At 62.8% G+C, this 26,620-nt stretch carries 26 protein-coding genes, 1 pseudogene and 1 riboswitch; of the genes and pseudogenes, 15 read left to right on the forward strand and 12 right to left on the reverse strand.

Translation table 11 applies throughout. The annotated features are described in order from the left end of the window. Positions 1 to 7: 7 nt before the first annotated feature. Both NLY43_RS21995 and NLY43_RS22000 read right to left on the reverse strand, forming a co-directional pair. Positions 8 to 1,315: a YeaH/YhbH family protein gene (locus NLY43_RS21995; RefSeq protein WP_023686733.1), complete on the reverse strand. Its 1,308-nt coding sequence runs from the start codon at positions 1,313 to 1,315 to the stop codon at positions 8 to 10. Positions 1,316 to 1,332: 17 nt separating this feature from the next. After that, the gene (locus tag NLY43_RS22000; protein ID WP_023686732.1) at positions 1,333 to 3,282 is read right to left on the reverse strand and encodes a PrkA family serine protein kinase; all 1,950 of its coding nucleotides are present in this window, start codon (positions 3,280 to 3,282) and stop codon (positions 1,333 to 1,335) included. A 133-nt stretch (positions 3,283 to 3,415) separates the two neighbouring features. Between NLY43_RS22000 and NLY43_RS22005 the strand changes: the two genes are divergently transcribed. Further along, positions 3,416 to 3,844, forward strand: a complete 429-nt coding sequence (locus NLY43_RS22005) for a hypothetical protein (RefSeq protein ID WP_245263971.1) — start codon at positions 3,416 to 3,418, stop codon at positions 3,842 to 3,844. Beyond that, positions 3,801 to 5,354 (forward strand): acetolactate synthase large subunit, encoded by a 1,554-nt coding sequence (locus NLY43_RS22010; protein WP_023711703.1) that lies wholly within the window; start codon positions 3,801 to 3,803, stop codon positions 5,352 to 5,354. The genes NLY43_RS22005 and NLY43_RS22010 overlap by 44 nt, the downstream gene beginning before the upstream one ends. An 11-nt stretch (positions 5,355 to 5,365) precedes the next feature. Here NLY43_RS22010 and NLY43_RS22015 read toward each other — a convergent pair whose 3' ends face one another. Beyond that, entirely contained in the window at positions 5,366 to 5,668 is a 303-nt protein-coding gene (locus NLY43_RS22015) for a BolA family protein (protein ID WP_023711704.1), read from the reverse strand. Positions 5,669 to 5,838: 170 nt separating this feature from the next. Between NLY43_RS22015 and NLY43_RS22020 the strand changes: the two genes are divergently transcribed. From NLY43_RS22020 to NLY43_RS22035, 4 genes are all read left to right on the forward strand, one after another. Beyond that, positions 5,839 to 6,468 (forward strand): J domain-containing protein, encoded by a 630-nt coding sequence (locus NLY43_RS22020; RefSeq protein ID WP_032887126.1) that lies wholly within the window; start codon positions 5,839 to 5,841, stop codon positions 6,466 to 6,468. A gap of 123 nt (positions 6,469 to 6,591) precedes the next feature. Continuing rightward, a complete protein-coding gene (gene cobS, locus NLY43_RS22025; RefSeq protein ID WP_023670677.1) occupies positions 6,592 to 7,578 on the forward strand; it encodes a cobaltochelatase subunit CobS in 987 nt (328 codons plus the stop codon). Positions 7,579 to 7,589: 11 nt separating this feature from the next. Further along, a complete protein-coding gene (gene cobT, locus NLY43_RS22030; protein ID WP_023706318.1) occupies positions 7,590 to 9,488 on the forward strand; it encodes a cobaltochelatase subunit CobT in 1,899 nt (632 codons plus the stop codon). After that, a complete protein-coding gene (locus tag NLY43_RS22035) occupies positions 9,485 to 10,510 on the forward strand; it encodes an esterase-like activity of phytase family protein (protein WP_023711705.1) in 1,026 nt (341 codons plus the stop codon). Before cobT ends, NLY43_RS22035 begins: the two co-directional genes overlap by 4 nt. Positions 10,511 to 10,515: 5 nt before the next feature. Here NLY43_RS22035 and NLY43_RS22040 read toward each other — a convergent pair whose 3' ends face one another. From NLY43_RS22040 to rpmB, 3 genes are all read right to left on the reverse strand, one after another. Then, on the reverse strand, positions 10,516 to 11,187 hold the full coding sequence (locus NLY43_RS22040; RefSeq protein ID WP_023711706.1) for a polyamine aminopropyltransferase: 672 nt from the start codon (positions 11,185 to 11,187) through the stop codon (positions 10,516 to 10,518). A 3-nt stretch (positions 11,188 to 11,190) separates the two neighbouring features. After that, positions 11,191 to 11,871 carry a queuosine precursor transporter gene (locus NLY43_RS22045; RefSeq protein WP_023711707.1) on the reverse strand — a complete coding sequence of 227 codons (681 nt, stop codon included), beginning with the start codon at positions 11,869 to 11,871 and terminating at the stop codon, positions 11,191 to 11,193. A gap of 162 nt (positions 11,872 to 12,033) precedes the next feature. Further along, a complete protein-coding gene (gene rpmB / locus NLY43_RS22050) occupies positions 12,034 to 12,330 on the reverse strand; it encodes a 50S ribosomal protein L28 (RefSeq protein ID WP_023670682.1) in 297 nt (98 codons plus the stop codon). A gap of 259 nt (positions 12,331 to 12,589) precedes the next feature. On the opposite strand from rpmB, the gene NLY43_RS22055 reads away from it, so the two are divergent. From NLY43_RS22055 to NLY43_RS22065, 3 genes are read left to right on the forward strand one after another with little or no spacing between them, the layout of a single operon-like run. Next, the gene (locus tag NLY43_RS22055; protein ID WP_023711708.1) at positions 12,590 to 13,390 is read left to right on the forward strand and encodes a DUF3108 domain-containing protein; all 801 of its coding nucleotides are present in this window, start codon (positions 12,590 to 12,592) and stop codon (positions 13,388 to 13,390) included. Between the two features lie 45 nt (positions 13,391 to 13,435). Next, positions 13,436 to 14,323: an aromatic amino acid exporter YddG gene (gene yddG / locus NLY43_RS22060; RefSeq protein WP_023670684.1), complete on the forward strand. Its 888-nt coding sequence runs from the start codon at positions 13,436 to 13,438 to the stop codon at positions 14,321 to 14,323. Next, positions 14,320 to 14,994 (forward strand): lysoplasmalogenase family protein, encoded by a 675-nt coding sequence (locus NLY43_RS22065; RefSeq protein WP_023711709.1) that lies wholly within the window; start codon positions 14,320 to 14,322, stop codon positions 14,992 to 14,994. Before yddG ends, NLY43_RS22065 begins: the two co-directional genes overlap by 4 nt. Here NLY43_RS22065 and NLY43_RS22070 read toward each other — a convergent pair. Continuing rightward, the gene (locus NLY43_RS22070) at positions 14,991 to 15,416 is read right to left on the reverse strand and encodes a cupin domain-containing protein (protein ID WP_023706325.1); all 426 of its coding nucleotides are present in this window, start codon (positions 15,414 to 15,416) and stop codon (positions 14,991 to 14,993) included. The genes NLY43_RS22065 and NLY43_RS22070 overlap by 4 nt on opposite strands. A 20-nt stretch (positions 15,417 to 15,436) precedes the next feature. Continuing rightward, positions 15,437 to 16,204 carry a hydroxyacylglutathione hydrolase gene (gloB, locus tag NLY43_RS22075; protein WP_023706326.1) on the reverse strand — a complete coding sequence of 256 codons (768 nt, stop codon included), beginning with the start codon at positions 16,202 to 16,204 and terminating at the stop codon, positions 15,437 to 15,439. Positions 16,205 to 16,321: 117 nt separating this feature from the next. On the opposite strand from gloB, the gene NLY43_RS22080 reads away from it, so the two are divergent. The 3 genes from NLY43_RS22080 to NLY43_RS22090 all read left to right on the forward strand — a co-directional run bounded on the left by NLY43_RS22080 (position 16,322) and on the right by NLY43_RS22090 (position 19,914). Further along, positions 16,322 to 17,104, forward strand: a complete 783-nt coding sequence (locus NLY43_RS22080) for a class I SAM-dependent methyltransferase (protein WP_023670688.1) — start codon at positions 16,322 to 16,324, stop codon at positions 17,102 to 17,104. A 136-nt stretch (positions 17,105 to 17,240) separates the two neighbouring features. Beyond that, on the forward strand, positions 17,241 to 19,061 hold the full coding sequence (locus NLY43_RS22085; protein WP_023711710.1) for an ABC transporter ATP-binding protein/permease: 1,821 nt from the start codon (positions 17,241 to 17,243) through the stop codon (positions 19,059 to 19,061). A gap of 64 nt (positions 19,062 to 19,125) precedes the next feature. Then, on the forward strand, positions 19,126 to 19,914 hold the full coding sequence (locus NLY43_RS22090; RefSeq protein ID WP_023711711.1) for a DUF1194 domain-containing protein: 789 nt from the start codon (positions 19,126 to 19,128) through the stop codon (positions 19,912 to 19,914). A 51-nt stretch (positions 19,915 to 19,965) separates the two neighbouring features. On the opposite strand, the gene NLY43_RS22095 is transcribed toward NLY43_RS22090, so the two are convergent. After that, complete coding sequence (locus NLY43_RS22095) at positions 19,966 to 20,901, reverse strand: glycosyltransferase family 2 protein (RefSeq protein ID WP_023711712.1); 936 nt, start codon at positions 20,899 to 20,901, stop codon at positions 19,966 to 19,968. 248 nt (positions 20,902 to 21,149) lie between these two features. On the opposite strand from NLY43_RS22095, the pseudogene NLY43_RS22100 reads away from it, so the two are divergent. Beyond that, positions 21,150 to 21,469: pseudogene (locus NLY43_RS22100) on the forward strand (DUF1330 domain-containing protein). 7 nt (positions 21,470 to 21,476) lie between these two features. Here the strand turns inward: NLY43_RS22100 and metW are convergent. Both metW and metX read right to left on the reverse strand, forming a co-directional pair. Further along, positions 21,477 to 22,091 carry a methionine biosynthesis protein MetW gene (gene metW, locus NLY43_RS22105; protein WP_023685353.1) on the reverse strand — a complete coding sequence of 205 codons (615 nt, stop codon included), beginning with the start codon at positions 22,089 to 22,091 and terminating at the stop codon, positions 21,477 to 21,479. Further along, positions 22,088 to 23,257 carry a homoserine O-acetyltransferase MetX gene (gene metX, locus NLY43_RS22110; protein WP_023685352.1) on the reverse strand — a complete coding sequence of 390 codons (1,170 nt, stop codon included), beginning with the start codon at positions 23,255 to 23,257 and terminating at the stop codon, positions 22,088 to 22,090. The genes metW and metX overlap by 4 nt, the downstream gene beginning before the upstream one ends. Positions 23,258 to 23,317: 60 nt before the next feature. Next, positions 23,318 to 23,395: riboswitch (SAM riboswitch) on the reverse strand. A 126-nt stretch (positions 23,396 to 23,521) separates the two neighbouring features. On the opposite strand from metX, the gene hisC reads away from it, so the two are divergent. Together hisC and NLY43_RS22120 are read left to right on the forward strand one after the other, a co-directional pair. After that, positions 23,522 to 24,631, forward strand: coding sequence for a histidinol-phosphate transaminase (gene hisC / locus NLY43_RS22115; RefSeq protein ID WP_023704330.1), 1,110 nt, complete (start codon positions 23,522 to 23,524; stop codon positions 24,629 to 24,631). 4 nt (positions 24,632 to 24,635) lie between these two features. Next, a complete protein-coding gene (locus tag NLY43_RS22120) occupies positions 24,636 to 25,571 on the forward strand; it encodes a prephenate/arogenate dehydrogenase family protein (protein ID WP_023711714.1) in 936 nt (311 codons plus the stop codon). A gap of 7 nt (positions 25,572 to 25,578) precedes the next feature. On the opposite strand, the gene NLY43_RS22125 is transcribed toward NLY43_RS22120, so the two are convergent. Then, the gene (locus NLY43_RS22125) at positions 25,579 to 26,502 is read right to left on the reverse strand and encodes a sugar kinase (protein ID WP_023711715.1); all 924 of its coding nucleotides are present in this window, start codon (positions 26,500 to 26,502) and stop codon (positions 25,579 to 25,581) included. Between the last annotated feature and the right edge of the window lie 118 nt (positions 26,503 to 26,620).

A 26,620-nucleotide genomic window follows, 5' to 3' on the forward strand; every position in this document is an offset into this window, starting at 1 on the left:
CTCTCTCTCAAGCGCTCTTGATGGCCGCCGGCTGCCTGGCGAAGAGCCGGTGGAAGACCGGGTAAATATCCGCGGGAGCAGCGATGCGGCTCATCTGGAAGTTGGGCCATTTCAGCTCGATCGTACTGTAGGCGCGCCAAAGCGACGTCCCGTTTTCGGTAGCACCGAATATGTGGCTCTCGCGTTCGTCGATGATCTCGACATAGGCGAAATACTGGCACAGGCGCATGAGCTTGCCGTTCATGAGTTCTATGCATCGCTCGGAATCGGTGGTGAAATTGTCCCCGTCAGAGGCCTGCGCGGCGTAAATGTTCCACTCGCTGGCAGGATAGCGCTGGCCGATAATGCGGTGCATTTCGTCGAGCGCGGTGGAGACGATCGTACCGCCGCTCTGCGTGTTGTAGAAGAACGTGTCCTCATCCACTTCGTGCGCCTCATGGGTATGGCGGATGAAGACGATCTCCGTGCGTTCGTAGCGCCGTTTCAAGAACAGGTGCAGCAGCACGAAGAAGCGTTTGGCCAAGTCCTTTTCGCGTTGGCCCATCGATCCGGACACGTCCATAAGGCAGAACATGACGGCATTGGCATTCGGCACCGGCCGGGCGTCGAAGCGGTTGAATCGGATATCGACCGGATCGACAAAGGCAATTCGCCTGCGCCGTCGCTCCAGCCGGTCAAGCTCGTCGCGTAATTCCGCGATGCGCTGGCGCACCGCCGCGCCGGCCGGGGCCGACTCAAGCGTGACGATTTCCCGGAGGATCGCCTCCAGTTCCTGCTGCGTGGGGCGCCTCAGCGCAATGCGCCGGCCTAGGCTGTTGCGCATGGTGCGGCCGGCATTGATGTTGGTCGGGGAACCGGTTGCCGCGAAGCCGGCCCGGCGCGGCTTGAAGGCAAGGATTTCCTTGAGATTGAGCTTAACCAGGTCGGGCAGTTCGAGATCCTCAAAAAAGAGTTCGAGCACCTCCTCGCGTGACAGCACGAAACGAAAATCGTCTTCCGACGCCGTGTTTCCTGGCGACGACGCCGCGCCGCCCCCATGCGGCTTCGGGAGCAGGTCTCCAGGGGAAAAATGCCTGTTGCCCGGAAGGATGTGTCGGCGCCGTCCGCTGGCCCTGTCATCGTTGAAGCTCGGCTCGGCCGTTTTCCTTTCAGGCATGGGCACGGCGTGCTCGGTATCCACGTCGGCGATCCTGCCAGTGCGGATTTGATCGCGAATGCTCCGCTTCAACTCCTCGCGAGCACGCCTGAGGAAGCGCTGTCGATTGCCAAGGCTCTTGTCCTTGGGGTTCAGGCGACGGTCGATGAAGATCGGCATGGAACCATCCGGCTCTGTCAACCCGCCTTGTTCACCCGCATGTACCAGTCCACCAGCCGGCGTACCTGCCGTTCTGTGTAGCCACGCTCGATCATGCGCTGCACGAATTCGTTGTGGCGCTTTTCCGTAACGCTGTCTTGCTTGGAGCCGAAGCTGATCACCGGCAAGAGGTCCTCGACCTGTCCGAACATCCGCTTCTCGATGACCTCGCGCAGTTTTTCATAGCTGGTCCATGACGGGTTGCGGCCGTGGTTTCTTGCGCGAGCGCGCAGAGTGAACTTCACCACCTCGTTACGGAAGTCCTTGGGATTGGCGATGCCTGCCGGTTTCTCGACCTGCGAAAGTTCGTTGTCCAGGATCTCCCGGTTGAGGATCTGGCCGGTGTCGGGGTCCTTGTAGTCCTGGTCCTCAATCCAGGCATCCGCATAGGCGATGTAGCGGTCGAAGAGGTTCTGGCCGTATTCGCTATAGGACTCCAGATAGGCCTTCTGGATTTCGTGGCCGATGAACTCGGCGTAGCGCGCCGCAAGCTCCGACTTGATGAATTCAAGATAGGCCGCTTCCGTTTCCTTCGGGAACTGCTCCCGCTTGATCGCCTCCTCCAGAATGTACATCAGATGCACAGGATCGGCGGCCACCTCCTCATTATCGAAGTTGAATGTCTGCGAAAGGATCTTAAAGGCAAAGCGCGTGCTGACGCCCGTCATGCCTTCATCGACGCCGGCGGCGTCGCGATATTCTTGGACCGACTTTGCCCTGGGATCGACTTCCTTCAGATTTTCGCCGTCATAGGCGCGCATCTTGGTGTAGAGCGGCGAGTTGTCGTGCTCGGCCAAGCGCGTCGAAACTGCAAAGCGGCTGAGGATGTCCAAAACTTCAGGGGCACAGGGGCTGGCGGCCAACTCGCTCTCACGCAGCAATTTCTCATAGATCTGCCTCTCTTCGGTGATCCGCAGGCAATAGGGTACCTTGACCACCAGGATGCGATCGAGAAACGCCTCATTGTTCTTGTTGCTCTTGAACTGTTGCCATTCCGACTCGTTGGAATGGGCGACGATGATCCCCTGGTAGGGAAAGGCGCCGAAATTTTCAGTGCCGTTGTAGCTGCCTTCCTGTGTCGCGGTCAGCAGCGGATGCAGAACCTTGATGGGTGCCTTGAACATCTCGACGAATTCAAGCAGACCTTGCGTGGTCCGGTTCAGGCCACCGCTATAGGAATAGGCATCGGGGTCGGACTGGCTAAAATTTTCCAATTGCCTGATGTCGACCTTGCCGACCAGGGCCGAGACATCCTGATTGTTCTCATCGCCAGGTTCGGTCTTGGCAATGCCGATCTGGCGCAGCCGCGAAGGCATCAGCTTGACGACGCTGAATTTGGAAATGTCGCCAGACAATTCGTCGAGGCGCTTGGCCGCCCATGGCGAAATCAATCCGTTCAGCCGGCGCCGGGCTATGCCGTATTTATCCTCTAGCAGATCACCCATGTGATCGGGATGGAACAGCCCAAGCGGCGACTCGAAAACCGGGCTGATCTGGTTGCCGACCTTCAGCGTGTAGATCGGGCGCTGCTCCATCAGTTTCTTCAGGCGCTCGGCCAGAGAGGATTTGCCGCCGCCGACCGGGCCGAGGAGATAGAGGATCTGCTTGCGTTCTTCGAGCCCCTGCGAGGCATAGCGGAAATATCCAGCTATGCGCTCGATCGTATCCTCCATTCCATAGAAGTCAGAAAAATGAGGGTAGATCTTGAGGGTCCGATTCGCGAAAATGCGGCCGAGGCGCTCGTCTTTGCTGGTGTCAACCAGTTTTGGTTCGCCGATTGCGTCGACCATCCTTTCGGGCGCCGAAGCGTACATCGATTTGTCTTCCCGACAGGCAAGAAGATACTGTTGGATGCTGACCTCTTCGTCCGCCGCATTGGCATAAATTTCCGAAAAAAGATCGAAGACGTCGGATTGGGTTGCACGCATGATGTTCTGCCCTCGGAGCCGATCTGGATTCCAATCGCCTCATCACCTTCAACTGTCGGAAAGCATTGTTGGTTCCCTTCACATGAAGGAGAGTGGCTGCAATCCGGGTAGAAGGCTTGGGAGGAATGGCGGGTTGCCCGGTGCTGCGGCGCTGATGGGCGGCGTTGTCGCCGGCCAGCTATCTCGATGGACACAAGCATCCGCCGACCTTCATCGCCTATTCGCGCGCCGAAGGCCGCGACGACCAATCGAAGGCTTTGCCAAATGCCTGCGCGCCATCGGCACTGAAGTGACGCTGTTCGACGGCAACGCCTACACGCATATGTCGATCAATCACGACTTCGGCGAGGACGGCGACGCGTTGACCGCCGCGATGCTGGCCTTCCTGAATGGACCGTCGGTTGATCGCCGGATCCCCGCGAGGCGTCCTGGATCAGACCAAAAGCCCCGGCGGGACATTGCCGACCCGGCGCCTACAGGTGCAATTGTTCCTGAATTGTCGATTGGGAAAGAAAATCATGAATGGCGCCGATCTGCTGTGCGACGTGCTCCTGGCCAATGACGTCACGGTCTGCTTCGCCAATCCTGGCACATCCGAAATGCATTTCGTTGCCGCACTGGACCGCAAACCTCAGATGCGTTGCGTGCTCGGCCTGTTCGAGGGCGTGGTGACCGGCGCCGCCGACGGCTATGCGCGCATGACCGACCGCCCGGCAGCAACGTTGCTGCATACCGGACCGGGTCTCGCCAACGGTTTGGCCAACATGCACAACGCAAGGCGTGCGCGCAGCCCGATGATCAACATTGTCGGCGACCATGCTTCTTACCATCTGCCGCTCGATGCCCCGCTGACCAGCGACATAGAAGGCCTGGCGTCGCCGATGTCGAACTGGGTTGGCCGCGTCAAGGGGCCGGCCGATATTGTGCCGGCCGCAGAGGCGGCTTTCCGCGCCTCACTCACGCCGCCTGGCGTCACGACGCTGATCCTGCCTGCGGATGCCGCCTGGGGCGAAGTTGCTGCGATTTCACCTGGCAAGGTGGAGCTGGAGCCGCCGCCCGCCGTCGACATGGCTGTTGTGCGCACGATCGCCGAAGCAATCCGCGCCGCGCCGGGCCGTGTCGGCATGGTGGTGCGTGGGCAGGCGGCGCGCGCCGATGGACTTGAAATCGCAGGGAGAATCTCATCGGGAAGCGATGTCAGGCTGTTCAGTGAGGTTCTGATCGCCCGCATGCAGCGCGGCCGCGGGCGGTTCGCCCCGACCCGCATTCCCTATCCGGTCGATGCGGCGACGGCCACGCTCCGGGATATCGATTTGCTGGTGCTGGTCGGCGCCAAGGAGCCGGTTGCCTTCTTCGCTTATCCCGGCAAGCCCGGGCGGCTGGTTCGGGACGATTGCAAGGTGCTTTCGCTGGCGGCGCATGGCCAGGATCTGAAAGCGGCGCTGGAGGCGCTGGCCGACGAGCTCGGCATCAAGCCGACGCAGCAATTCGCCGCCGCAACCGCCTTTCCAGACGAACCGACGCTGAGCGGCAGACTGACGGACGATGCCATCGCGCTGTCGGTGGCGCGCAAACTTCCGGCCAATGCCATCGTCTGCGACGAAGCAGTCACCTCGGCGAGACGGTTCTTCACGCTATCCGCCTTTGCGGCGCCGCACGACTACATGATGGGTACGGGCGGATCGATCGGCGGCGGCATTCCCATGGCTACCGGCGCGGCGATCGCCTGCCCGGACCGCAAGGTGATCAATCTCGAAGCCGACGGCAGTGGCATGTACACGGTGCAGGGACTGTGGACCCAGGCCAGGGAAAAGCTTGACGTCGTGACCATCATCTTTTCCAACCGGACCTACGCCATCCTGCATGGCGAAATGAAGAATGTCGGGGTCAATGAGATCGGCGAGAACGCCAGGCGCATGCTCGATCTCGACCATCCGGCGCTGGACTGGGTTGCGCTGGCCAAAGGCATGGGCGTCGAGGCGGCCCGCGCCGACACGTGCGAGCGGTTCGACGCGCTGCTCGACAGTGCCCTGTCGCGTCCGGGACCGTTTCTCATCGAAGCGGTGATCTGAGGCGGAGAGACTTACCAACGGGTCTTTTCGCCGGGTGCAGCCGGTTCGATTGCCAGCGCATGGACGCCGGCTTGCAGCTCCGCTGCCAGCAATTCGTTGACGGCGCGGTGGCGGTCGATGCGGCTCATGCCGGCAAAGACGGATGAGACGATGCGGACGCGAAAATGCGTCTCGCCAGTGCCGTCATAGGCAGCGTGATGGTCGGAGCCGTGGTGGTGATGACCGGCATGGAGATGGCTTTCATTGACGATCGCCAGGCGCTCCGGCGAAAACGCCTTGTTCAGCTTGTCTTCCATAGTCGCCTGTATGGACATCGCCATCTCCCTTCACCATATCTGCAAGGCGTGATCGGGAAATCGGGATCGATCCCGCCGGGCCGCCTCAAAAAATCGCCATTTCGCCCTGCTTTATGCCGCGATTCAGCGGTTAGGGCGATGATCGCGAAAATGTCAATTCTTGTTTCGCACGTGCGAACAGCCCATAAATGGGTGAGATGAAACCGTACCCCAAATATTTCGAGAAAATTCGGGTCCGTCCCGACAAGGATGCGGAGCTGAAGTCGCACTCGCCGATCTGCCAGTGGGACGGCTGCAAGGAGGCCGGTACCCACCGGGCGCCGGTCGGACGCATGAAGGAAGGCGAGTATTTTCAGTTCTGCTTCGATCATGTGCGCGAATACAACAAGGGTTTCAACTACTTCTCCGGCGTGCCGGACACCGAGATAGCCCGCTTCCAGAAGGAAGCGATGACCGGCCACCGGCCGACATGGAAGATGGGCGTCGCCGGCGCCTCGACGCGCTCCTCGCCCGATTTCGCCCAGCAGCGTTCCGGTCGCGCCGGCTATTACAACCGCATGCGCGATCCTTTCGACCTGTTCAAAGGGCCGAAGGACCCGCGCGAGGCGCGCGAACGCAAGGCCAAGCCGCTTGAGGCCAAGGCGCTGGAAACGCTTGGCCTTGATACAAAGGCGACTGGCAAGGACATCAAGGCGCGCTATAAGGAACTTGTGAAGCGCCACCATCCGGATGCGAATGGCGGCGATAGAGGTTCGGAAGACCGGTTCCGCGATGTGCTGCAGGCCTATCGCGTGCTCAAGCAGGCGGGTTTGTGCTGAGCAACCTAACGGTTCGTGTCGTTTTCCAACTTTCATAAGGGTGGAAAAGGCTCTAAGACCGCCCCCGGACAAAATCGATTGCCGGCGAAATCAGGCATTTCGCCCGTGGAGACTTGGATAGAGATGAACAAGGTCGATCGCGACATCGCCAATTTGCCCGACACGACGGTGTCGGTGAAAGACAAATTCGGCTTCGAGTCCAAGATGGTGGTGCCGGCCTATTCGGTGACCTCGGAACATGTGCCGGACATCGATCCGGACTATCTGTTCGACAAGGCGACGACGCTGGCGATCCTTGCCGGCTTTGCCTACAATCGCCGCGTCATGGTGTCTGGCTATCACGGCACCGGCAAATCGACCCATATCGAACAGGTCGCCGCCCGCCTTAACTGGCCCTGCGTGCGCGTCAACCTCGACAGCCACGTCAGCCGTATCGACCTCGTCGGCAAGGACGCCATCGTCGTCAAGGATGGCCTGCAGATCACCGAATTCCGCGACGGCATCCTGCCCTGGGCCTACCAGCACAATGTCGCGCTCTGCTTCGACGAGTACGATGCAGGCCGTCCGGACGTGATGTTCGTCATCCAGCGCGTGCTGGAATCGTCGGGCCGCCTGACGCTGCTCGACCAGAGCCGGGTCATCCGCCCGCATCCGGCGTTCCGGCTGTTTTCGACCGCCAACACGGTCGGCCTCGGCGACACTACCGGCCTCTATCACGGCACGCAGCAGATCAACCAGGCGCAGATGGATCGCTGGTCGATCGTCACCACGCTGAACTACCTGCCGCACGACAATGAGGTGAACATAGTGCTGGCCAAGGCCAAGCACTATCGCGACGGCAAGGGCAAGGACATCGTCAACAAGATGGTGCGGGTCGCCGACATGACGCGCTCGGCCTTCATCAATGGCGATCTGTCGACCGTGATGAGCCCGCGTACCGTCATCACCTGGGCCGAAAATGCCGAGATCTTCGGCAATATCGGCATGGCGTTCCGGCTGACCTTCCTCAACAAGTGCGACGAGCTGGAGCGTTCGGTGGTGGCCGAGTTCTACCAGCGCGCCTTCGGCGAGGACCTGCCCGAGAGCGCCGCCAACGTGGTGCTGGGCTGAGCAGAGCCTCGATGGCGGGTCCGGGCGACAACACGCGCAACAAGTCGAAGACGGGGTCTGAAGCCGACAGCTTCAAGCGTGCCGTCACCGTCTGCATGCGCGCCATCGCCGGCGACAAGGAGCTCGAAGTCGGTTTCGCCAAGGACCGCCCGGCGCTCGCCGGCAGCCGCGCCCGACTGCCCGAACTGCCGAAGAAAGCGTCCAAGACAGACATCGCGATTACTCGTGGCCTGGGTGATTCCATGGCGCTGAAGCGCGCTTGCCACGATCAGCGCATCCACACCAAACTGGCGCCGGAAGGCAAGCTGGCGCGCTCGATCTATGACGCCGTGGAACAGGCCCGCGTCGAGGCGATCGGCAGCCGCGCCATGCAAGGCGTCGCCGACAATATCGGCTCGATGCTGGAGGACAAATACGCCAAGGCCAACCTTGTCGACGTCAAGGACAAGGCCGACGCGCCGATCGAGGAGGCGCTGGCGCTGATGGTGCGCGAAAAGCTGACCGGACGGCCGATCCCGAAGAGCGGCGAACGGCTGGTCGACCTCTGGCGGCCCTGGGTCGAGGAAAAAGCCAAGGCCGATCTCGACGGACTGTCGGCCAAGCTTGGCGACCAGCAGGCCTTTGCCCGCGTCGTGCGCGAGATGCTTGCGTCCATGGAGATGGCCGAGGAACTCGGCGACGACCAGGAAACCGAAGACTCCGAGGACAATGACGACAACCAGCCGCAAGGCGAGGAGCAGAGCGAGGAGGGCGGTGAAGACGATTCCGGCTCCGAGCAGTCGCAGTCCGAGGATGCCGAGGCCTCGGCCGACGACGAACAGTCGTCCGAGACTGAGGCCTCCGACGCCACTGCCGACGATCTTTCCGACGATGACGATGCAGACGCCGAAACGCCGGGCGAGGCGCGCCGTAACGACAACCCCTTCGCCAACCTGCCGAAAGAGATCGACTACAAGGTTTTCACCACCGCCTTCGACGAGACGGTCGGTGCGGAAGAGCTGTGCGAGGAAGAAGAACTCGACCGGCTGCGCGCCTTCCTCGACAAGCAACTGGCCAATCTCTCCGGCGTCGTCGGACGGCTCGCCAACCGGCTGCAGCGCCGCCTGATGGCGCAGCAGAACCGTTCCTGGGATTTCGACCTCGAAGAGGGTTATCTCGATCCGGCACGCCTGGTTCGTGTCGTCATCGACCCGATGCAGCCGTTGTCGTTCAAGCAGGAGCGCGACACCAAATTCCGCGACACGGTGGTGACGCTGGTGCTCGACAATTCGGGCTCGATGCGCGGTCGGCCGATCACGGTTGCCGCCACCTGTGCCGACATTCTGGCGCGCACGCTGGAGCGCTGCGGCGTCTCGGTCGAGATCCTCGGCTTCACCACGCGGGCGTGGAAGGGCGGACAGGCTCGCGAGAAGTGGCTGAAGGACGGCAAGCCGCCGAACCCCGGCCGGCTCAACGATCTGCGCCACATCATCTACAAATCCGCCGATCATCCGTGGCGTCGCGCCCGGCGCAATCTCGGCCTGATGATGCGCGAGGGCCTGCTCAAGGAAAACATCGACGGCGAGGCGTTGTTATGGGCGCACAACCGGCTGATCGCCCGGCCCGAACAGCGCAAGATCCTGATGATGATCTCGGACGGCGCGCCGGTTGACGATTCGACGCTGTCGGTCAATCCTGGCAACTATCTCGAGCGGCACCTGCGCGCCGTCATCGAGCTGATCGAGACGCGCTCGCCGGTCGAGCTTCTGGCCATCGGCATCGGCCACGACGTCACCCGCTATTACAGGCGCGCCGTCACCATCGTCGATGCCGAGGAACTGGCCGGCGCCATGACCGAGCAGCTGGCCTCGCTGTTCGCCGAGGAAAACGTGCGCGATACACGCCGCGGCGGCTACCGGCGCGCCGGATGATTTTTTTGCGCGGCGGGTTTCGGCAGATGCTCTTCGCGGTCACTGCCTTGTCCGGCATGGCGTTTGCGCCGGCCATCGCCGCCGGCCCAAGCGCGGTCGAGCCGGTCGAAGTCTCGGCGCGGCCGATCACCACCTTCCATATCGGCAGCGCCGACAAGCAGTTTGGGCCGCTGGAATTCGTCGGCGGTCTTGAGATGAACTCGACGACGCGCGATTTCGGCGCGCTGTCGGCATTTCGGTTCGTCAAACCCGGTAGCGATTTCATCGGCGTCGCCGATACGGGCTTCTGGTTCTTCGGCTCGATCACCCATGATGCCGACAAGCGGCCGTCCGGCATCCAGAATTTCCGCATGCAGCAGATGGTCGATGAGAAGGGCCGGCCGATCGACAGGAAATGGGAAGTCGATGCCGAGGGCCTTGCAGTCAAGGACGGCATCGCCACCGTCGGCTTCGAGCGCGATCACCGCGTCGCCCAGTTCAAGATCGACCCCAGCAACATGACGGCGCCGTTCAAGCAACTGAACTTTCTGATTCCAGCCCGCGAACTGCGACAGAACCGCGGTTTCGAGACCGTCACCCACACCAATCCTAGCGGCCAGCACGAGGGCGGCCTCGTCGTGGTCTCGGAAAAGAGCTTGGACAAGGCTGGCAACATCTATGCCGCCATCATCGAAGGGCCGCACAAGGGCGTCTTCACGGTCAAGCGCAACGGTGATTTCGACATCACTGACGGCGCCTTCCTGCCGGATGGCGACCTGCTGCTTTTGGAGCGCAGTTTCTCGATGGCCGGCGGTGTCAGGATGCGGCTAAGGTGCATCTATGGCGAAAGCGTCGAGAAGGGCGCGGTTGCCGACGGGCCGGTGCTGATGGAAGCCGACATGGGCTACCAGATCGACAATATGGAAGGACTCGACGTCTGGACCCGCGATGACGGGGCGCTGATGGTGTCGCTGATCTCGGACGACAACCACTCGATCCTGCAGCGCAACCTCTATCTGGAATTCATCCTGCACCAGGATTGAGAGCCCTAAGGCTTGGTGGCGATCCAGATGACGTGGCGCGCGCCGCGCTTGCCATTGGCGCGCGTCTTCACCTCGTCCACGACAAAGCCCGCCTGCTTGAGCCTAAGTGTGAAGCCGGCATCGGGGCCTTGCGACCAAACAGCCAGCACGCCCCCGGGCCTGAGCGCTGCACGCGCCGCGCCGAGCCCGGCAGCGCCATAGAGGGCGTCGTTGCCCTTGTAGACGATGCCTTCGGGGCCATTGTCGACATCGAGCAGGATGGCGTCCCAGGCTGCCTTGTCGGATCTTATGATGTGCCCGACGTCGGCTTCGCGAACCGTCACACGGGGATCGTCGAGACAGCCGGCGAAGACCGCCTCCATGGGGCCGCGCGCCCAGGCGATGACGGCGGGGACAAGCTCGGCAACGGTGATGCCTGCGTCGGCGCCCAATTGGGCAAGCGCAGCGCGCAGCGTAAAACCCATGCCGAGGCCGCCGATCAGGATTTTCGGTTGGGCGCGGCCGCCGATCTTTTCACAGGAGAGCTTGGCCAGCGCTTCTTCGGAGCCGCTGAGGCGGCTGTTCATCAGCTCATTGGTGCCGAGCATGATCGAGAATTCGCTGCCGCGCTGCTTAAGGCGCAGTTCCTGTCCGCCGTCAGGCGTTTTGGCCGAGCCGAGCTGGACCCAAGGGATCACGGCCTAGACAGCCACGGCCGGCTGGCTCCAGTGGGCGGCGAGCAGCCGGTAGGGGATCAGGGCCACAACAGCGATGATCAGCTTCACCGAAAGGTCGCCCAGCGCCCAGGAGACCCAGCGCATGGTCTCGACCGGCAGCACGCCCATCAGCGGCGCCGTCTCCAGCGCAAAACTGTCGTTCGGGCCGGCAAAAGCGAAGGCGGCCGAAAAGGCGATGCTGAAGAACACCAGGGTGTCGAACACCGAGCCGACCAGCGTGCCGACGATCGGCGCGCGCCACCAGCTCTGCCGGCGCAACCGGTTGAACACGGTGACGTCGAGCAATTGCGCGCAAAGGAAGGCCGCGCCGGAAGCTGCGGCGATGCGCACCAGCCGGTCGGCTGATGTCTCGAACTCGATCAGGCCGTGGCGAAACAGGAAGGGCGGGACGAGAATCGAGCAGACCACCGCGGTCATGAAGCCGACAAAGACGATGCGGCGCGCCACCGTCGGGCCGTAGCGGCGGTTGGCAAGGTCGGTGACCAGGAAGGAGAAGGGATAGGTGAAGGCGCCCCAGGTCAGGATGTCGGCCAGCGACAGACCGCCGGCCTGACCCTGCATCGGGAACTGCACGAGGATGTTCGATACCACGACGACAAGCGCCATGGCGGCCACAAAGGGCAGATATCGCGAGAAGGAAGTCATTTTTTTATCCTGGGTAATGGAACCAGCCAGGCGCTAGCCGAAATCCGGATCGCGCTGCCTTGCAAGTTTTGAGCATCGGATTGCTCCGATGCTGCTGCCTTAGAAGTTTTGAGCATCGGATTGCTCCGATGCTCAGGGCGGTCGTCCCCCGCCTTGATATCGTTAAGCGGCGGGCTGGTCGGCCAGCTTCTTGGCGATCTGCTTCTTCAGCAGCCGCGCGCGCTGCGACAATTCCTTGGCGTCGGCCTTGGCCAGGAAGGCGTCGAGGCCGCCGCGATGCTCGACCGAACGCAGCGCGTTGGCCGAAATGCGCAGGCGCACATTCTGGTTCAGCGCTTCCGAAATCAGCGTCACATTGACGAGGTTCGGCAGGAAGCGGCGCTTGGTCTTGTTGTTGGCGTGGCTCACATTGTTGCCGGTCTGGACTGCCTTGGCAGTGAGTTCGCAGGTGCGGGACATGGTTCTAACCTTCAGTTCTGTCTAGCCTGCCAAACCTTGTTCGCCCGCGCCGGGTGGCGCGCGGTTTCAGTCAGGCGGCCTTATGGAAAAGTTGGCGTTCCATAGTTGCATTTCGCCAATGCGTCAAGCTCCGGCTTGCCCACGACTGTGACGAGCGTTTCACATAAAGGCCGGAATTCAGCCTATAAGCGGTCGGACAGGGACATCTCAAGCCGGAGTCGCCCGCCTCCGGTTAAAAAAATCAAGGACCGAGCCCGCCATGCTTCGCCCGTCACATGCCGTTGTCGCCATACTTGTCGCCGCCTTGCCAACATCAACCCTTGCCGCCGCGCCCGCAGCCACCGCACAGTCCTTCAAGGGCGAATACACGGTGTCGTTCCTCGGCCTTTCCGTGGCCAAGGCGACATTTTCCAGCCACTACGAAGGCGATAGCTATTCCATAGACGGCACCGTCTCCAGCGCGGGTCTCGCCACCTTGTTCGACGACACGAGCGGCACGATCTCGTCAAAGGGCAAGATTCTGGGCAAGCAGATGCAGCCGCAGGTATTTCGCGCCGATTATAAGTCCGGTAAGAAGGCTTCCATGGTCGATATCCGCTTTGCCAATGGCGCGGTGACCGCCACCCAGGTCATTCCCGAACCGAAAAAGCGCAATCCCAAAAACTGGATACCGCTGGGCAGCAACGATCTGGCATCTGTGCTCGATCCCATGGCGGCTACCGTTATCCATGCCGACAGCCTCGACCAGGTCTGCGGGCGCAAGGTGAAATTCTATGACGGCGAGATGCGCGCCGACCTGACGCTGACCTACGCCTCGAAAGGATCGATCTCGGTCAAGGGCTACAAGGGCGACACCGTTACCTGCAAGATGAGCTTCGAGCCGGTGGCAGGCTACCGCAAGGGCCGCAAGGCGCTGAATTACCTGAAGAAGAAGAGCCAGATGATGGTGACGTTTGCACCGCTCGGCCAAACCGGCATATATGCGCCGATCCACGCCACGGTCGGGACGCAGATCGGCACCTTGACTGTCAGCGCGGGGCGGTTCGAAGCTACTGAATAGACGCGCCCACCCGAATAGAAATGGGGCGAGTCGCCGGAGACGGGCATGGGGCGCGCAACACTGATCGGTTTCTCGGCGGTCGCCATGTGGGCGCTGCTGGCGTTGCTCACCGATGCGTCGGGCGCCGTGCCGCCATTCTTGCTCTCGGCCATCACCTTCACCATCGGCACCGCGGTCGGGCTGGTTGCCCGGCTGTTCATGCCGGCGACCGATAAAAGCCTGAAGATCCCACGCCAGGTCTGGGTGATCGGCATTGCCGGACTGTTCGGCTACCATTTCTTCTATTTCACCGCGCTGCGCAACGCGCCGGCGGTGGAGGCAAGCCTGATCGCCTATCTGTGGCCGCTGCTGATCGTGCTGGGATCAGCGCTGATGCCGGGCGAGAAGCTGGCCTGGAACCATGTCGTCGGCGCGCTGCTCGGGCTCGCCGGGACCGTGCTGATCGTCACCAAGGGTGGCGGCCTCGCCTTCGATGCTCGCTACACCTTCGGCTATGCGATGGCGGCCGTCTGTGCGCTGCTGTGGTCGTCCTATTCGCTGCTGTCGCGGCGCTTTCCGGCGGTGCCGACCTCAATCGTCACCTGGTTCTGCGCCGCCACGGCAGCCCTGTCCCTCATCTGCCATCTTCTGCTGGAAAAGACGGTGCTGCCCGATGGCCCCGGCCAGTGGCTGGCGGTGGTTGGTTTGGGGTTGATGCCGGTGGGTGCCGCCTTCTACGCCTGGGATATCGGCGTCAAACGAGGCAACATCCAGGTGCTCGGCGCGGCAAGCTATGCGGCGCCACTGCTGTCGACATTGGTGCTGATCGCGGCGGGCGTTGCCGAGCCGTCGCTGCGTATCCTGGCGGCCTGCGTACTGATCACCGGCGGCGCGGCGCTGGCGGCGAAATCGTTGTTCCTGCGCAAGGCGGCAACTGGCGGGGCAAGCGCATGACGATGCCGTTTGCCGGCGGCATCGACGCCAACGCAAATGCAACATTGATTTTTTCGCTGGTGGCGGCGGTGATCTACGCCTTCACCCTGGACATGCGGCCGACGCTGGCCCACTCGGCGGCAAAGACGCTGGCCGTGGCCATGCTTGCGGCGCTGGCCTTCATGCAAGGTGGGCCGCTGTTGCTCGTCTCTGCGCTGGCGCTCAGCGCCGTCGGCGATGCCTTCCTGTCGCGTGACGGCGAAAAGGCCTTCCTCGGCGGGCTGGCCAGCTTCCTTGCGGCGCATGTCCTCTATGTGCCGCTCTTCCTGCTCGGCGGCGGCGGGCTGGATGTGCTCAGCACCGAGACATGGCGCGGCGCCATCGCGCTTGCCATGGCGGCCTTCGCAGTCGTCATGCTGGCGGCGCTCTGGCGCCGTGTCAGTCCCGGCCTGCGGGTGCCGATCGCCATCTATATCGCGGCCATTCTGGCGATGGGCATCTCGGCGTTGACGCTCGCCAATCCGTGGGTCATCGGCGGCGCTGTTATGTTCATGGCATCGGACGGGCTGCTTGCCACGGAGAAATTCCTGGTTCCGGCAATAGCACCCTATCGCGCCGGCATCCGTTATGCGGTCTGGGTGCTCTACTATGCCGCCCAGCTCTGCATAACTCTTGGTTTTCTTCTGGCCTAAGGCTGCCAGCCCGGCTCGGCCATTTCAAACGCGGCGAAGTCGAAGCCCGGCGCCACGGTGCAGCCGACCAACGTCCATTCGCCGAGGCTGCGCGCCGATTGCCACCAGCCGGCCGGCACGACGATCTGCGGCCGCTCGCCCGCCGCAAGCTCAATGCCGAGCACCTGCTCGATCACCTGGTTAAGCATTGGACTACCTTCCTCGCACATCGACAGCGCCAGCGGCGCTCCGGCATGGAAGTGCCAGACCTCGGCCGCGTCCTTGACCCGGTGCCAGGCCGAAATCTGGTCCTGTTCAAGGAGGAAATAGATCGCCGTCGAATGGCCGCGCCCGGCGCCGTCGCGAAAGGTCTCGGCATACCAGCCGCCTTCCGGATGTGGCTTGAGGCCGAGCGTGGCGATGATTTCAGCGGCGCTGGTCATGGCTGATCCCGGAATGATGCTCAGAAATTGTCCTTGCGCTTGCGGATTTCCGCGAACACTTCGGCGTCGGAGGCCGCCTCCATACCGAGATGCTTGCGGATCGCCGGGTCGTGCCAGCGCAGGAACGGATTGGTCGACAATTCCTCGCCGATCGTGGTCGGCAGCGTCGCCTTGTTGTCGGCGCGCAGGGTCTCGATCTTGGCGGCGCGTTCTTTCAGCGCCGAATTGGTCGGGTCGACGGTCAACGCAAAGCGGGCGTTCGAAAGCGTATACTCATGGCCGCAATAGATGACCGTGTCGGCCGGGAGTGCGGCGAGCTTCTTCAGCGACTCATACATCACCGGCGGCTTGCATTCGAACAGCCGGCCGCAGCCGAGCGCGAACAAAGTGTCGGCGGTGAACGCCACTTTCGAGGCCGGAAAATGATAGGAGACATGGCCCGCAGTGTGGCCGGGCGTGGCGATGACATCGATCCGCTCACCGCCGAGATGGACGACCGAGCCTTGCCCGACGGTCTCGTCGATGCCGGGGATCTTTTCCTTTTCCGCCTCCGGTCCGACGATGCGCAGCTTGAAGCGCTCCTTCAGCGCCAGATTGGCCTCGACATGGTCGACATGGTGGTGGGTGGTCAGGATCATTGTCGGCTTCCAGCCGGTACGCTCGATAGCGGCAATGATCGGCGCTTCTTCGGGTGCGTCGATAATGGCGGTCTCGCCGCTTTTCGGGTCATGCACCAGCACGCCGAAATTGTCGCTGCGGCACATGAACTGTTCGATTTCGACGGGCATTGGCATCTCTCCATCTGTTGGCGCAGACATAGGGCGCTTGGCCGCTGATGTCATCTAGCTTTGCAGAACGTGCCGGCTTTGTTGAACTTGGGCGGCATCGCAGCTACCGTCCCGCGCATGCATTCCGATATCGTCGATCTCCGCTCCTTCTATTCGACCACGCTCGGCCGCCTGGCTGAACGCTCGATCACCATGGCGCTGTCCTCAATATGGGCAACAGTGCCCAATGAGCGGCTGGTCGGGCTCGGCTATACCTTGCCGTGGCTGGAGCGGTTCGGCACCGATGCCGAGCGGGTGTTTGCCTTCATGCCTGCTACGCAAGGCGCCGTCGTCTGGCCGGCGAACGGGCCGACGGCTACGGCGCTGGTCTTCGACGAGGAATTGCCGCTGGTCGATTCCTGCATCGACCGCATGCTGCTCGTGCATTCGCTCGAACATGTCGAAAACCCGCGCGAGACGCTGAACGAGATCTGGCGGGTGCTGTCGCCGGCAGGGCGCGTCGTCATCGTCGTGCCCAACCGGCGCGGTGTCTGGGCGCGGTTCGAGCACACGCCGTTCGGCAATGGCCGGCCGTTCTCGCGCGGCCAGCTGACAGAATTGCTGCGCGAGGCGAATTTCACACCGGCTTCCTGGTCCGACGCGCTGTTCTTCCCGCCATCGCCGCGGCGCTTCATGATGCGGTTCCACAATGTGCTGGAGCGCGCCGGCCGGCGGTTCTGGCCGATCTTTTCCGGCGTCATCGTGGTCGAGGCGCAGAAGCGGCTCTATCAGGGCGTGCCGGTCGCGCAGCGCGCCTCGCGCCGTGTCTTCGTGCCGGTACTGTCACCGCACGGTGCGACGCGGCTTGGCCGCCGGGCGGAAGGGGTGACATCGACGACGCGTCAGGTGACACCTTCGTGATCATCATGAAAACTGGTGTTGCGTGGGTTTTTCCCACCTATCTGTCGCAGATGCATTCGCGGTCCGTTTGAGCGGCGGATGCCTTCAAGTCTCTCCATCTGGTTCAGCAACGCTTCTGAACGCAAGGACCTCGTGCATGGCTGATCAACCGGACAAGTCCGCCACCGCTCAGCCGGCAACCGTCGAAGCCAGCAGCCTGCGCGATCAGGTGGCGACGATCAAACGGGCGCTGGTAGGCTCACCGGTGCGCAAGTGGCTGGTCTGGACGTCGGTCGGCATTATGGCGGTCATCGTCGCCACGTCGATCGGCCAGGTTCTGCTCAACCGCTGGAACCAGCCTTTCTACGATGCGCTGGCGCGTCGCGACATGGCGGCCTTCCTGCATCAGCTGATGATCTTTGCCGTGATTGCCGGCACGCTGCTCCTGCTCAACATCGCTCAGACCTGGCTCAACCAGATGATCCGGCTGAAGCTGCGCGAGGCGCTGACGCTCGACCTGATCGACCAATGGATGCGGCCGGCGCGGGCCTTCCGGCTCGCCAATGCCGGCGCCATCGGCGTCAATCCCGACCAGCGCATGCAGCAGGATGCCGCGCATCTGTCCGATCTGTCGACGGACCTCGGCGTCGGCCTGCTGCAATCCTTCATCCTGCTGGTGTCGTTCGTCGGCGTGCTTTGGCAACTCTCGTCGGGCTTCGTCTTCCACATCAACGGCTGGTCGCTGGCGATACCGGGCTACATGGTCTGGGCCGCGTTCCTCTATGCCGGCATCGCCTCCTGGCTGAGCTGGCTGGTCGGGCGGCCGCTGATCCGCCTCAACAGCGACCGCTACACCCGCGAGGCCGAGCTGCGTTCCGGGATGGTGCGCGTCAACGAGAATGTCGACGCCATCGCGCTCTATCACGGCGAAGCCGATGCCAAGAGACGGCTCGAAATCGACCTTGGCACGGTGCTGGGCGCGATGCGAAACATCTACAAAGCGCAGATCAACCTTTCCTGGGTGACCGATACCTATGGCTGGATCACCGTGGTGGCGCCGATCCTTGTGGCATCGCCGGTCTATTTTTCAGGCGATATCAGCTTTGGCGGGTTGATGATGGCGGTCGGCGCCTTCAACCAGGTGCACTCGTCGCTGCGCTGGTTCATCAACAATATCGGCGGCATCGCCGACTGGCGCGCCACGCTGATGCGCGTTGCCGACTTCCGCATTGCGCTCGATGAAACCGATGTGCTGCACGACAAGGAAAAGCGCATCGAATTCGGCGATAACGCCAATGGCAGCCTGACCTTCGAGAAGCTCCAAGTGGCCTCGCCGGAGGGCTGCACCAAACTTTCAGACAGCCATGTCGAGATCCATCCCGGTGAGCGCGTCATGATCACCGGCGACCCAGGCGCCGGCAAGACATTGTTCTTCCGCGCCATTGCCGGCCTTTGGCCCTGGGGCAGCGGGCGGATCGGCTTGCCGGCCGGAGAAACGCCGATTTTCGTGCCGCGTGTTCCGTATTTTCCTGCCGGCACGTTACGCGAAGTGCTGCATCCGAATGGCTCGGCGCCGGCTGGCGATGCTGATTTTGGGGCGGTGCTGGCCGAGGTCGGCCTCGAGCGGCTGTCATCCTCGCTCGACCGTTCCGCACGCTGGGAGCGTGAACTCAACGATGACGAACAGCGGTCGCTGGCCTTCGCTAGGCTGGCCTTGCGGCAGCCGAAATGGGTGATCATCGACGAAGCGATGGACGCGTTCGATGGTCCTTCGCTGCGAAGGGTGCTGTCCATGCTGGAGAAACGCCTGCCGGAAACCGCGATCCTCAACATCGGGCGCGGACTGCACAATGGTCATTTCTTTCCACGCGCATTGAACATCGTGAAGGATACGGGTGCTGCGCCACTGAAACCCGCTCGAGTCAGGACCGGCGCCATCGACCCGCCGCCGAAAGCGGCCGTGCGGCGAAAGAAGTAGAAGGGGCTTTATTTCGCCGCGATCGCGGCGAAGATTCACGGGTCGAAACATCCGTGGTGCGGCCATGCTCGATGCGCTCAGCCTGCTTGCCTGCCTTGCCTGCACCACGCCCGTGGCTGCCCCGGCCGTTGCCGTGGATGTCGAACTGGTGCTGGCCGTCGACATCTCACAGTCGATGGACGAGAGGGAGTTCGCGCTGCAGCGCGCTGGCTATGTCGAGGCGCTCAGGCATCCCGATTTCATCAAGGCCGTGCGCTCGGGAACCACCGGGCGCATCGCGCTTGCCTATTTCGAATGGGCGGGCGTCGTGCGCGAGGATGGCGTCATCGCCTGGCAGGTGATCGACAGCGCAGAGAGCGCCAACGCCTTCGCCGACAGAATAGAAGCGCGGCCGTTCCGCAGCTTTCGCGGCACCTCGATTTCCGGTGCGCTTGCCTTCGGCGCCGGGCTGTTCGAGGGCACGGGGTTCGATGCGCCACGCAGCGTCATCGACATTTCCGGCGACGGTCCCAACAACACCGGGCTGCCCGTCGCCACGACACGCGATGCGGCGGTGGCCAAGGGCATCGTCATCAACGGCCTGCCGATCCTGATCAGCCCGTCGCTGACCTTCAGCCATCTCGACCAGTATTATGACGACTGCGTCACCGGTGGGCCCGGCTCCTTCGTGTTGCCGATCTATGCGGCCTCGGAATTCGCCACCGCCATACGCCGCAAGCTGATCCTGGAGGTGAGCGGCATCGCCGATGCGACCATGGTCCCGATCGATGCCGCTGCACCCATGGACTGCCTACAGGGCGAACGCGACCGGCGGCTATATTCCGACCCATATCTGCCGGAACTCGACAAATGAGGTTTGAGGCAGTTCGGAGGGGAAAGCCGCTGCGCGGCTTGTCGGCAAACTTCAGGCCGGCCGTGCACCGTATTTGTCGCGAAATTCGGCATAGAGATCGCGGCGCCAGCGCCGGCCGCCGACATAGCCACGCAACAGCTGCGGCAGCGAATAGCCAAGCGCCTTCGACGACCGGTTGGCCATATAGCCGGAGAACGCCTGCGAAACCCTGCCCTTGAGTGCATCGGCGATGAGCTGCCGGGCGATCATGTAAGGCGGAATGTAGGGGTAGCGGTCGGCGATATAGGGGTGCTTGTCGATCAAGCTCGCATAGGCTTCGACATAGCCGTCCCGGCGACCGGAGATCGAATTCTCCGAGTTGTACTTTTTCCAGTCGATCACTTCGGACAGCTGCGCGCCGCTGCGACGGGCAAAGCGCAGCAACAATTCGCGATCCTGCATGCGCGTGACGTCACTGTCGTAGCCGCCGATGGCCAGCAGCGACTCGCGCCGGGCGGTGATTGCCGTCCCGGCAATGAAGATGGTCTGCGCGACAAGGGCCCGCTCCAGCGAGTCGCGGCTCAGCAGCGCCTCGCGGTTGACGCAGTTGGTGCGGCGATTGCCCTTCAGCGACACGAAGGAACTGATCAGCACTTCGAGCGAGGGATTTTTGTCGAACTGCTCCAGCGTCCGCGCCAGGCGATCCGGCAAATAGACGTCGTCGGAATCGAGGAATGTCACCACCGGCGCCTGCGCCCGCTCGATGCCGGCATTGCGGGCGGCATTGGCGCCGCGCCATTTCGAGCCAACATAGATCAGCCGTGGATCGCGGATTTCGGCAAGTGCGGCTGCCGTACCGTCGGTCGAGCCGTCATCGACGACAATGTGTTCGAACCGGGGAAAATTCTGCGCCAGCACGCTCTCCACGGCGCGCACCACCTTGCTGCGGCGATTGTGCGTCGGTGTGATCACCGAGATCAGCGGAGCGAGGTCGGTTGCCTTGGACATGTTGCTTCGATTGTGCCCCCAAATGCCTGGAGGCCGGAGGTTTTGATGGTCGCCGTCCAAGCCTTACACCGGGATGGCATTCGATTCGACGCTACAAAAAACCAGCGGCAATGTCATCACAAACTGTTGAGCCAGGACGCCGGTAAGCCGGCCGATTACCCCAGACGTAATCGACCGATGGCCATCATGTCTGCAGATTGCGCCAACGAAGCCGGTCGTCGGGCTTCGATCTCACAGGGAGTTCAGCCATGGCCGCCTACGCCGTCGCCCATATGCGTCAAGTCACAATGGGCCCGCAGATTGTCGAGTATCTGCAGAGGATCGACGCCACATTGGAGCCGTTCGGCGGCCGCTTCCTTGTCCAGGGCGGCGACATGGACGTGGTCGAAAACGAATGGCCCGGGCACCTGATCGTCATCGAGTTTCCGGACAGGGCGCATGCGTGGGGCTGGTACGATTCATCAGCCTATCGCGAGATTCTGGCCTTGCGCACCGACAACTCCCACGCCGATGTGATCATCGCCGATGGCGTTCAGACCCGCACAAGGCGACGGACGTGCTGGAATAGGGGCAAACTACCGCTTCAGCAAGAACACCGCTTGCTGGCCGAAGAAATTCCAGAACCACCATGGCATCGACAGGCCGATCTTCTGGCCGTTGCCGTCGAGCGCGGTGGCTTTCTCGACCGAGGCGCCGAGTTCCTCGACCAGATTGACGAAGTCGCGGATGGTGCAGAAATGGATGTTGGGCGTGTCGTACCAGGAATAGGGCAGGTCCGCGGTCACCGGCATCCGGCCCTTGACGAACAGCGACAGCCGCACCCGCCAGTGGCCGAAATTGGGGAAGGAGACGATGGCGCGGTTGCCGATTCGTAGCAGCTCGTCGAGCACCAGCTTCGGGTTGCGGGTCGCCTGCAGCGTCTGTGACAGGACGACGAAGTCAAAACCCTTGTCCGGATAGAATTCGAGGTCGGTGTCGGCATCGCCCTGGATGACCGAGAGGCCGCGCGCAACGCATTCATTGACGCCTCGCTGTGACAGCTCCAGCCCGCGGCCGTCGACCTGCTTGGTCTCCTGCAGGAGTTCGAGCAGCAGGCCGTCGCCGGAGCCGACATCGAGCACCCGCGACTGCGGCGGTATCAGGTTGGCCACGACTTCGAGGTCGACGCGCTGGCTGCCATTGACGCTCATGAGGCGAGCCCCCTTGCGCGGGCCGCCGAGCCGATGAAGCCCTTGATGGCGGCAAACAGTTCGGGTTCATCGAGCAGGAAGGCATCATGGCCGCGGTCGGTGTCGATCTCGACGAAGGAGACGGAGGCGCCGGCGGCGTTGAGCGCATGCACGATCGAGCGGCTCTCCTCGGTCGGGAACAGCCAGTCCGAGGTGAAGGACACCAGGCAGAAGCGGGTCTTGGTCCCGGCAAAGGCATCTGCCAACCGGCCGCCATGGTCGGCGGCGAGGTCGAAATAATCCATCGAACGGGTCATGTAGAGGTAGGAGTTGGCGTCGAAGCGGTCGACGAATGTCATGCCCTGGTGGCGCAGATAGCTTTCGATCTGGAAATCTGCGTCGAAACCGAAGGTCAGCGCTTCGCGGTCCTGCAGATTGCGGCCGAATTTCCGATGCAGGGCGGCTTCCGACAGATAGGTGATGTGGGCGGCCATGCGCGCCACGGCGAGCCCCTTTTCCGGGCGCTTGCCGTGCTCGAAATATTTGCCGCCATGCCAGTCCGGATCAGCCATGACAGCCTGGCGGCCGACCTCGTGGAAGGCGATGTTCTGCGAGGAATGGCGTGCGCCTGTGGCGATCGGCAGGGCCGAGAAGACGCGCTCGGAATAGCATGACGCCCATTCCAGCACCTGCATGCCGCCCATCGAGCCGCCGAGCACGCAAAACAGCTTTTCGATGCCGAAATGGTCGACCAGCATCAGTTGCGCCCGCACCATGTCGCGGATGGTGATGATTGGCAGGTCGAGGCCGTAGGGCTTGCCGGTGGCGGGATTGGTCGAGGCCGGACCGGTGGAGCCGAGGCAGCCGCCGATGACGTTGGAGCAAATGACGAAGAAGCGGTTGGTGTCGATGATCTTGCCGGGACCGATCAGCACTTCCCACCAGCCGGGTTTGCCGGTCACCGGATTGGTGCTGGCGACATGCTGGTCGCCGGTCAGCGCGTGGCAGACCAGGATGGCGTTGGTGCGGGCATCGTTGAGGGCGCCATATGTCTGGTAGGCGATCTGGAACGGCGACAAAAGCGTGCCGGCGTCGAGCTTCAGCGGCTTGTCAGGGCCAAAACGCAACACAGGGCTCGACGGGTTGTCTGCCTCGTTGTTGGTTTTTGTAGCGCGGAGCGCGGCCATGTGACTCTCCTTGCCCGCCGTCAGGCAATAAAAAACCGGCAATGCGATCGCAAAGCCGGTTACGTCACGCAAACGGCCCTTTAGCGAGTTGTTTAACGTGGCTGCAAGCCGACCGGCCAAATCACCACGGAACTGTTACGTTCTTCTAGAACTCGTGCGGCCCGGCGTCAACGGCCAGCTATTGCCCGCCTCTCGACATTCGCGGCTACGGCTTGTATTTCCGCTGCGGCCTCCGGACGGAGGCATTCTCGATGGATTTGCGACATGGACAAGACAGCGGACAAGGCACGGCCGACGCCCCGCGCGGGCATTATGGACATCGACGCCTATGTGCCGGGCAAGAGCACGGCCCCGGCCGGCGTTGCCAAGGTCCATAAATTGTCGTCGAACGAGAACCCGCTCGGCCCGTCGCCGAAGGCGATCGAGGCCGCGCGTGAAGTGGCTGCCAAGCTCGATGTCTATCCCGACGGCACCGCCCGCCGGCTGCGCGAGGCGATCGCCGAGGTGCATGGCCTCAACCCGGCGAACATCATCTGCTCCAACGGTTCCGACGAGATTTTGGGCCTGCTGGCGCAGACCTATCTTGCGCCAGGCGATGAGGCGATTTTTACCGAACATGCCTTCATGGTCTACAAGATCTACATTCAGTCGGCGGGGGCCAAGCCGGTTGCTGTGAAGGAAACCGAGGAACGCGCCGACGTCGACGCGATCCTGGCCGCGGTGACGCCGCGGACCAAAATCATCTTCCTCGCCAATCCCAACAATCCGACCGGAACCTATCTGCCGTTCCAGGAGGTCCGCCGCCTGCATTCCGCTCTCCCGGGCAACGTGCTTCTGGTGCTCGACGCGGCCTATGCCGAATATGTCAGGCGCAATGACTATGAGGCCGGCATCGAGCTGGCGGGCAGCGCACAGAATGTGGTAATGACCCGCACCTTCTCCAAGCTTGGCCTTGGCGGCGCGCGCATCGGCTGGATGTATGGCCCACTGCACATCGTCGATGCCATCAACCGCATCCGCGGCCCTTTCAACGTTAACGCAACAGCGATCGAGGCCGGCATTGCCGCCATCCGCGACCGCGCCCATGTCGAGCGCAGTTCGTTGCACAACGAGACCTGGCTTACCTGGCTGAATGAAGAGCTGACGAAGCTTGGGCTGCGCGTGACGCCCAGCGTCGGCAATTTCGTCCTCATCCACTTTCCCGACGACAAGAGGCATTCGGCTGAGGCGGCGGACGACTACCTCACCCAGCGCGGCTATATATTGCGGCGCGTTACCGGCTATGGCTTTCCCAATGCGCTTCGCATGAGCGTCGGCACCGAAGAAGCCAATCGCGGCGTCATCGATGCCCTCACGACATTCCTGAAAAGCTGAAACAATGACAGCACCGATGTTTGAAAAGATCGCGCTGGTCGGCATCGGCCTGATCGGCTCGTCGCTGGCCCGCATCATCCGCCGCGAGGGCCTGGCCCGCCATGTCGCCATCGCGACGCGCAGCCCGACCACGCTGGCACGGGCGAAGGAGCTCGGTCTTGGCGAGAGCTACACCACCGACGCCAGGGAAGCGGTCCGCGACGCCGAACTGATCATCGTCTCGGTGCCGGTGGGATCGTCGGGCGAGGTGGCGCAAGAGATCGCAGCGGCGCTGAAAAAAGGCGCCATCCTCACCGATGTCGGTTCGACCAAGGCCTCCGTCATTGCGCAAATGCAGCCCTATGTGCCGGAAGGCGTGCATTTTATTCCGGGGCACCCGCTGGCAGGTACGGAGAAATCGGGCCCGGATGCGGGTTTCGCCGAGCTGTTCGAAAACCGCTGGTGCATCTTCACGCCGCTGCCGGGAACCGATCCGGCCGCGCTGGAAAAGCTGTCGGAATTCTGGCGGCGCTGCGGCTCCAACATCGACACGATGGACCCGCAGCATCATGACATGACGCTGGCCATCGTTTCGCATCTTCCGCACATCATTGCCTACAACATCGTCGGCACGGCCGACGATCTGGAATCGGTGACCAAGTCGGAAGTGATCAAATATTCGGCTTCCGGTTTCCGCGACTTCACCCGTCTGGCCGCCTCCGACCCGACCATGTGGCGCGACGTATGCCTGCACAACAAGGATGCCATCCTGGAAATGCTGGCGCGCTTTTCGGAGGACCTCGCCTCGCTGCAGCGGGCGATCCGCTGGGGCGACGGCGACAAGCTGTTCGACCTGTTCACCCGCACCCGGGCCGTTCGCCGTTCGATCATCGAGGCCGGCCAGGATATCGACGTGCCGGATTTCGGCCGGCAGGCGGTCGAGCACCCGGTGAAAAGTTAAATCTGTTTCAGACGGGCCAGGTCGCCGCGACCATGGCCATTGCCTCGTCCCTGTTTGGCGCCCCCAGCCGGCCGCCGAAGCGCTGGCATTTGAGCGCGGCCGCCGCGCTGGCAAAGCGCAACGCCTGCTCGATCGGCATGGTTTCCGCCAACCCGACAGCAAAGGCGCCGTGGAAGACGTCGCCGGCGGCAAGCGTGTCAACCGCCTTGATCTTCGGCGCCGCGATGTGGCGCACGCATCCGGCGGACCGGTCATGCCACCAGCTTCCCGCGGCGCCGCCGGTCACCGCCACGAAGGCATCGGTGCGGCTGGCGAGGTCGGCACAGGCGGTTCCGGGGTCCAGCGCATGGCCGCAGACGATGCGTGCCGCCGTCTCCGAAGCGACGATGTGCGATGCCAGCGGCAGCAGGCGCTCCAGCACCTCAACCGGCGCCGTGTCGGCGTCGAGGATGGCGGGACGGCCGGCGCTGCGCGCGGCGGTCAAGGCAAGAGCGGCGGCGCCCGGCCAGCGCACATCGACCAGCACGGCATCGAAGCCGGAAAGATCGGCGACAGGCACCGCCTCGGGGTCGGCCTGCGCCTTTGGGTCGTAGAAGGGCACGATGATGCGCTCGCCATGAGCGTCGACCAGGATCGCGGCCAGCGCCGAGCGGGCGCCTTCGACGCGGCGGACAAAGTCGCAATCGACGCCCTCGGCCTCGATGCCGGCCAGCAATTGGTCGCCGACGGCATCGTCACCTGCACTTGCCCACAGGAACACCTCGGCGCCGAGACGGCGGGCGGCGCAGGCAGCACTTGTCGCCATGCCCGAGGCGATCTGGATGCCGTCCGAGGCGATGAACTTGCCCTGATGCGTGGGCAGGGTTTCGACGCGCAGGATGGTATCCAGCGTCAGCGCGCCAACGCTCAGCAGTTTCACCGGTCGGTTCATGCGTCGGCTTGCTCGAACATGATCTCTCCCCAAAAGCCATTCCCGCTCTTTGCGATCATGCTCTATCTCTTTGTTTTAACGCAATTCCGGACGGAAAACCGCTCACACTTTTCCTGGA

The sequence above is a fragment of the Mesorhizobium sp. C416B genome (genome assembly GCF_030323165.1).
Classification (GTDB): Bacteria; Pseudomonadota; Alphaproteobacteria; order Rhizobiales; family Rhizobiaceae; genus Mesorhizobium.